The organism is Dactylosporangium sp. NPDC000244 (assembly GCF_040300725.1).
Taxonomy (GTDB): Bacteria; Actinomycetota; Actinomycetes; order Mycobacteriales; family Micromonosporaceae; genus Dactylosporangium.
On sequence record NZ_JBEPEH010000031.1, the window covers coordinates 144,844 to 151,518 of the forward strand.

A 6,675-nucleotide genomic window follows, 5' to 3' on the forward strand; every position below is an offset into this window, starting at 1 on the left:
TCGGTGGCGAACGGGTACTTCTGAGGGTTTTCCTTCGGTTGCGCCGCCCGGTGCCGATCGGTGAGGCGTGCAGCCCGCAACAACCTCCTCCCGCACCGACTCCACCCAGCTCGTGCACATCGGCCGCCAGCCCATCTACGACTGGGGCGGGCACGTCGTGGGTTACGAGCTGCTATTCCGCGGCGCCGCCGAGGACCTCGAGGCCACCCGCCGCAGCTCCTACGCCACCAGCCAGGTCATCGTCAACGCGTTCACCGAGTTCGGCCTGGAGCAGCTCGTCGGCGGGCGCAAGTGCTTCATCAACCTGACGCGGGAGTTCCTGGTCGGGGACCTGCCGCTGCCGTTCGACCCCGACCACGCGATCCTGGAGATCCTCGAGACCGTCGAGATCGACGGGCCGGTGCTGTCGGGCACGGCCCGCCTCGTCGAGCAGGGCTACGAGATCGCGCTCGACGACTTCGTCTTCGGCCTCGGGCACGAGCGGCTGCTGGGGCTGGCCGCCTACGTGAAGCTCGACCTGCTGATCCGGGAGCCCGAGGAGCTGGCCGAGGTGGTGGAGCAGTGCCGGCGGTACCCCGGGGTGAAGCTCGTCGCGGAGCGCCTGGAGACCGAGGAGCACATCCTGCTCGCCAAGCGGTTCGGCTTCGACCTGCTGCAGGGCTACGCGGTCGGCCGGCCTCAGGTGCTCAGCGCCGTCGCCCTGTCCCCGTCGCGGCTGCGCCGGCTGGAGCTGCTCGGCGCCGTGACGGCCGAGGACGCCGACCTCGCCAAGGTCGTGACGATCGTGCAGAACGACCCCGCCCTGTCCTACCGCGTGCTGCGCGCGACGAACTCGGCCGCGAGCGGGCTGCCGCGCCGGGTCTCGTCCGTGCGTGACGCCGTGGTGCTGCTGGGCTCGGCGAAGATCCGCCAGTGGGCCGCGCTCATGCTCGTCAGCGACGTCGCCGAGTCGGCCAGCGAGGAGCAGCTGTCCAGCACGATGGCCCGGGCCCGGCTGTGCCAGACGGTCGCCGAGCGGCTCGGGCTGTCGGGGGAGGCGGCGTTCACCGTCGGGCTGCTCGCCGGGGTGGCCGAGCTCATCGCCGAGCCGATCGCCGAGATCGCGAACCGGCTGCCGCTGGCCGTGGAGATCGTGGAGGCGCTCGTCGACGGGCACGGCCGGCTCGGCCAGGTGCTCGCGACCGTGCGCGCCTACGAGCTCGCCGACGAGCAGGCCCTCGCGGCGTCCCCGGTCTCCTCGAGTGAGCTGGCGAAGGCCTATCTGTCCGCGGTGGGCTGGTCGATGAAGACCATCGAGGGCGCGCTGGGCACCAGCGCGGGGTAGTGGCCGATGGCCGGCGAGAAGACCGAGCAGCCTACCGAGCAGAAGAAGCGGCAGGCGCGGCGCGAGGGCACCCGGGCCCGCACCCCGGACCTGGGCGCGTGGGGCGGGGTAATGCTCGCGAGCTTCCTGCTGCCGATGATGGCCCGCGAGCTCGCGACCCGCACCCAGGCGATGTTCCAGCGCGGCACGCAGGCGTTCACCGACCCCGAGCCGGCCAAGGCGCTGGAGCTGGCGAAGTCGGGCGCGAAGGACATGCTCGTCATCGCCGCGCCGATCACCGTCGGGCTCTTCGCGTTCGCCATCCTCGCGGCCGCGGCCCAGGGCGGCCTGCGCCCGGCGACGAAGCTGTTCAAGCCGGACTTCAAGCGCCTCAACCCGGTGAAGGGCCTCAAGAAGACCTTCGGCGGCCAGGCCGTGTGGGAGTCGGCGAAGTCGCTGGCCAAGGTGCTCGTGCTCGGCCTGGTCGTCTACAACACGATGAAGAGTCTGGTGCCCGCGCTGCTGTCCGCGACGACGGTACCGCTGCAGACCGTCATCGGCCTGGTCGCGAGCACCGTCCTGCACGTGGTGCAGATCGCCGCCGCGACCGGTCTCGTGCTCGCCTTCGCCGACTACTTCGTGGCCCGCCGCCGGGTGAACAAGCAGCTGAAGATGTCCAAGGAAGAGGTCAAGGAGGAGCACAAGAAGTCCGAGGGCGACCCGCACGTGAAGGGCCAGATCCGGGCCCGGCAGCACCAGATGGCGCGCAGCCGCATGATGGCCGACGTGTCCCAGGCCGACGTCGTGGTGGTGAACCCGACGCACGTGGCGGTGGCGCTCAAGTACGAGCCGGACAAGGGCGCGCCGAAGGTCGTGGCGAAGGGCGCCGAGCTCCTGGCGGCGAAGATCCGCGAGGTGGCCGCGGAGCACCGGGTGCCGCTGGTGCAGGACGTCCCGCTCGCCCGCGCGCTCTACGCCGCGTGCGAGGTCGGCGACGAGATCCCGGCCGAGCTCTTCGGCGCCGTCGCCCGCGTGCTCGCCTTCATCATGATGCTCAAGTCGAAGGGCTCGGCGGCGGGCCTGCACACGGCCCCTACGGATTGAAGAGCCGCAGCAGCAGGTTGACCGACTGGGTGGTCAGGTTGGCCATCGCGTTCGGCAGCAGCATCATGGCCGTGCCCACGATGCTCAGGGTCAGGAAGATCTTCGCGGGGAAGCCGAACGAGAACGGGTTCAGCGCCGGGGCGGCCCGGGTCAGCAGACCGAGCGCGACGTCCACGGCGAGCATGATGGCGATCAGGGGCGCCGCGATCTGCAGGCCGGCCAGGAACATCTGCCCGGCGCCCGTGGTCACCAGCTGGGTGAAGTGGGTCATCGACATCGTGCCGTTGAGCGGGATCGCGGTGTACGACGCCGCGAACCCGCGCAGGATCAGCTGGTGGGCGTCGGTGGCGTACATGAGGGCCATCGTGATGAGCCCGTAGAACCGGCCGAAGACCGCGTTGCCCTGCATGGAGAACGGGTCCATCGCGAACGCCAGCGTGAACCCGCCGACCAGGTCGACGAGGTTGCCCGCGATCTGCGTCGCGGCGAAGATCAGCATGGTCAGGAAGGCGATCGCGGCCCCCACCGCGGCCTGCTCGATCGCGTTGCTGACCAGGAAGCCCGTGGACATCTCCGACGGCACCTGGGTGGCCAGCTTCGGGGCGAGCGGCAGCGCGATCGCGATGGAGAGCAGGCCCTTCACCGTCGTCGGGGTGCCCTTGTTGTTGAACGGCGGGCACAGGGCCAGCCACACGCCCGCCCGGATCGAGGCCAGCAGGATCGCGATGACCGTGCTCAGCGAGAGGTCAAGCGCCATTGATCAGCGCGGGGATCGAGGCGTAGAGCTGCTCGGTGTACGCCACCATCTCGTGCAGCATCCAGTTGCCGGCGATCACCAGGGCGGCGCCGATCGCGGCCGCCTTCGGCACGAAGCTCAGCGTGCTCTCCTGGATCTGGGTGACCGACTGGAACAGCGACACCGCGAAGCCGACGACGAGCGAGGTGAGCAGGATGGGTCCGCCGAGCTTGGCGGCGATCGTCATCGCCTGCAGGGCCAGCTCGATGATCTTCGTATCGGTCATGTGGAACCTCGGCAATCAGCCGCGATAGCTCGCCACCAGCGCGGTGAGGATCAGCCCCCACCCGTTGACCAGCACGAACAGCAGCAGTTTGAAGGGCAGGGCGATCGTGACCGGGGGCAGCATCATCATGCCCAGGGACATCAGGGCGGCCGAGACCACCATGTCGATCACCAGGAACGGGATGTAGATGACGAAGCCGATGATGAACGCGGCCCGCAGCTCGGAGAGCACGAAGGCGGGAATGAGCGTCGTCAGCGGCACGTCGTCCTTGTTCTTCGGGGCGGGCCGATCGGCGATCTTGGTGAAGAGCGCGATCTCGTCCTTGCGGGTCTGCTTGAGCATGAAGTTCCGCAGCGGCTCCGAGCCCTCCTTGAACGCCACGGACTGGGTCTTCTCGCCGTGCAGGTAGGGCTGCACGCCCTCCTTGTTCACGTCGGAGAGCACCGGCGACATGATGAACAGGCTGATGAACAGGGCCAGCCCGGCGATGACCTGGTTGGGCGGCACGTTGCTCAGGCCCATGGCGTTGCGGGTGATGCTGAGCACGACGAAGACCTTCGTGAACGAGGTCATCGTGAGCAGCAGGGCCGGCGCGACCGACAGCAGTGTCAGGGCGACCAGGATGGTGATCGACTGACTCGGCTTGACCCCGTTGACGTCGATGTTCACGCTGCCGTCGGGGTTGCCGTCGATCGCGGGGGCGCTCGGCGGGGCGGGCGGCTTCGGGGTCGGAACCGCCTCCGCGATGCCCGGGGACGCCAGGACGAACAGCGCGAGCATCAGCAGTACGACAGCAGCCAAACGCTTCACGAGGCGCTCTTGCGGATCAGCTTGAGCGCCGGGGCGAGCGGGTTCTCGACGGGCTGTGGCTCCGGGAAGAGCGCGGCGTCCGCGTCGGCGAGCAGCGAGACGCCCGCGTCGCTGACGCCGAGCACGAGGGCCCGGTCGGCGACCTTGACGACCGCGACGGACGAGCCGCGGCTGAGCTGCTGGCGTGCCACCACGGTGACGGCTCCTCCACTGCGGCCGCCGAGCGGGCGTCGGGCGATCCGCATCAACGCCCAGAGTATCGCGAACACTACGGTGAGTGAGCACAGTACGCGCAGTACGAGTTCCATCGTGGTCGCTGCCGTCCTAGGCCCGGTCGCTCGGGCCGACGATCTCGGTGATCCGGATGCCGAAGTTCTCGTCGATCACGACCACCTCGCCGCGGGCGATGAGCCGGCCGTTGACGAGCAGGTCGGCCGGGCCGCCGGCGGCGCGGTCGAGCTCGATCACCGCGCCGGGGGCCAGGGAGAGCAGCTCGCGCACGCTCATCCGGGTCCGCCCGAGCTCGGCCGTGACCTCCATCTCGACGTCGTGCAGCAGGTCGAACGCGGGCGGGCCGCCGCGGGCCCGCTCCGAACGGTCCGCCGCCCCGGCGTCGCCGCCGTCGGCGCCCAGCACCTCCGCCGCGACCGAGAGCCCGACGACGGCCTGGACCCCGAGCTCACCAGCCTCCAGCGGGACCAGGACGCCGCCGGCGGCGACGAGCTCCGTGAGGGCCTGCGCCGGCTGCAGCAGCTCGCCCGGGTCGACCACGACGGGCCCGAGGACGGCCGCGGCCGCCTCCAGGGCCGGGCGTACCGCCTGGCTCAGGTCCAGGCTGCCCATGGGCGAGTTGGCGAGCGCCTCGACGAGGTCCTGCGTGACGACGATCGCGACCTCGCCCTGTGCCGCCCCGGCGAAGCGGGCCCGGACCGCCTGGCCGGTGATGGCGAGGTCGTCCGCGTTCTGCGTCGGCACGCCGACGGAGAGCGGGGAGCTGGCGGGCAGCAGTGCCACCGCGGCCCGAGCGGCCGCCTCGGCACGGGCCAGCGTGGCCTCGTTGGTACCGATCGTCATCGGCTGGTCTCCTCAGCGCGGTTCATGCCGAGTTGTCCGGCGGGCCGGTGGGTGGGGCGCTGACCCGGCTGGGGGCTCGGCACCACCAGGCAGGCCTGGCGGTTGCCCTGCGCGCCGGGCACGGCGTAGGCGAACGTGATGTCCGCGGTGACCACGGCGAGCGGGGTCGAGGTCGAGTGCGCCAGCGGGACCACGTCGCCGGGCTGCAGCCCGACCAGGTCCGCGGGGTGCATCCGCACCGGCTGGAACCGCACGGAGACCTCGATCGGCGCGCCCTCCAGGCCGGCGACGACATTACGGTACGCGGCCTCGCGGGCCGCCCGCTGCGCGTCGGTCAGCACCGTGTCGCCCCGCTCGCCCTGCAGCTTCGGGAAGATCGACCCGAACGGCAGGCAGATCGTGGCCATGCACTCCTCGCTGCCCACGCGCATCTCGAACGACGACACGATCACGGCGTCGGAGGTGGCTCCGGCCTGGGCGAACTGGGGGTTGTACTCGATCGTCGTCATCTGCGGCCGCAGCGCCACGATGCCCTCGAAGGCATACCGCAGCTCGCCGAGCGTGCGATCGATGAGGCCGTGCAGCAACGGCATCTCGATGTCGCTCAGCGGACGCTGTGGCTGGGGGCCGCCGGGGCCGCCCAGCATGTGGTCGATGCAGGCCATGGCCGTGCTCAGGGAGAACTCCAGGATGGCGGTGCCGGGCAGGGGGTCGATGGAGAACATCGCGACGACCGTCGGGCTCGACAGGCTCGAGATGTACTCGTCGTAGGTGAGCTGTTCGATGGAGATCAGGCTGATCGACGACACGGCGCGCAGGCTCGTGGTCAGCAGCGTGGCGTACTGGCGGGCGAAGGTCTCGTAGGCGATCTGGAGCGTCCGGATGTGCTCCCGGGAGAGCTTGGTCGGGCGGCGGAAGTCATACGGCTCGGGTCCGGAACTCTTGGACCCACGCCGGTGCATCTTGCCCGGCGTGCGACCACTCCCGGTCGCGGACGTTGACTGCGTCACTCTCTTACCATCGGTCTTTTCGGGTGCAGGTTGACGTAAAACGGCCGAAACGGACCTGAAGGTTTCCTCCGAAACCTCCAGGTCCGCACCGGTGCCTCCCGCTACTGAATCACAAACGTGGTGAAGTACACGTCCATAACCTCTTTCTTCTTGTCCACCGTGTAGGCCTTGACGACCTTCTCGACCAGGGCCTTCTTGGCCTTGTCGCGGCCGTCGGCGGTCAGCAGGGCGTCCTCGCTCTGGTTGCTGAACTGCTCGATGGCGATGTCGAGGGCCTTGGAGCCGTCCGGCGCCTCGGTGGCCTCGGTGGTGGCCTGCAGCGTCATCTTGAGCTTCAGGTAGTGCCCGTCGG

Annotated in this window: 9 protein-coding genes; 2 read left to right on the forward strand and 7 right to left on the reverse strand. The window is 69.9% G+C overall.

What is annotated here, in order from left to right:
- Positions 1-67 precede the first annotated feature (67 nt).
- Positions 68-1,324, forward strand: a complete 1,257-nt coding sequence (locus ABT369_RS37820) for an EAL and HDOD domain-containing protein (RefSeq protein ID WP_350619621.1) — start codon at positions 68-70, stop codon at positions 1,322-1,324.
- A 6-nt stretch (positions 1,325-1,330) separates the two neighbouring features.
- Positions 1,331-2,407, forward strand: a complete 1,077-nt coding sequence (locus tag ABT369_RS37825) for an EscU/YscU/HrcU family type III secretion system export apparatus switch protein (RefSeq protein WP_350619623.1) — start codon at positions 1,331-1,333, stop codon at positions 2,405-2,407.
- Here ABT369_RS37825 and ABT369_RS37830 read toward each other — a convergent pair.
- From ABT369_RS37830 to ABT369_RS37860, 7 genes are all read right to left on the reverse strand, one after another.
- On the reverse strand, positions 2,397-3,164 hold the full coding sequence (locus ABT369_RS37830; RefSeq protein ID WP_350619625.1) for a flagellar biosynthetic protein FliR: 768 nt from the start codon (positions 3,162-3,164) through the stop codon (positions 2,397-2,399). The two genes, ABT369_RS37825 and ABT369_RS37830, sit on opposite strands and share 11 nt — an antisense overlap.
- Entirely contained in the window at positions 3,154-3,429 is a 276-nt protein-coding gene (locus tag ABT369_RS37835) for a flagellar biosynthetic protein FliQ (RefSeq protein ID WP_350619627.1), read from the reverse strand. The genes ABT369_RS37830 and ABT369_RS37835 overlap by 11 nt, the downstream gene beginning before the upstream one ends.
- A 15-nt stretch (positions 3,430-3,444) precedes the next feature.
- A complete protein-coding gene (fliP, locus tag ABT369_RS37840) occupies positions 3,445-4,239 on the reverse strand; it encodes a flagellar type III secretion system pore protein FliP (protein WP_350619629.1) in 795 nt (264 codons plus the stop codon).
- Positions 4,236-4,484 carry a flagellar biosynthetic protein FliO gene (locus ABT369_RS37845; protein ID WP_350619631.1) on the reverse strand — a complete coding sequence of 83 codons (249 nt, stop codon included), beginning with the start codon at positions 4,482-4,484 and terminating at the stop codon, positions 4,236-4,238. Before ABT369_RS37845 ends, fliP begins: the two co-directional genes overlap by 4 nt.
- 79 nt (positions 4,485-4,563) lie before the next feature.
- Complete coding sequence (gene fliN / locus ABT369_RS37850; protein WP_350619633.1) at positions 4,564-5,313, reverse strand: flagellar motor switch protein FliN; 750 nt, start codon at positions 5,311-5,313, stop codon at positions 4,564-4,566.
- Positions 5,310-6,275 (reverse strand): flagellar motor switch protein FliM, encoded by a 966-nt coding sequence (locus tag ABT369_RS37855; protein ID WP_350619635.1) that lies wholly within the window; start codon positions 6,273-6,275, stop codon positions 5,310-5,312. Before ABT369_RS37855 ends, fliN begins: the two co-directional genes overlap by 4 nt.
- A gap of 149 nt (positions 6,276-6,424) precedes the next feature.
- A partial coding sequence (locus ABT369_RS37860; protein WP_350619637.1) for a flagellar basal body-associated FliL family protein occupies positions 6,425-6,675 on the reverse strand: 251 nt, incomplete at its 5' end.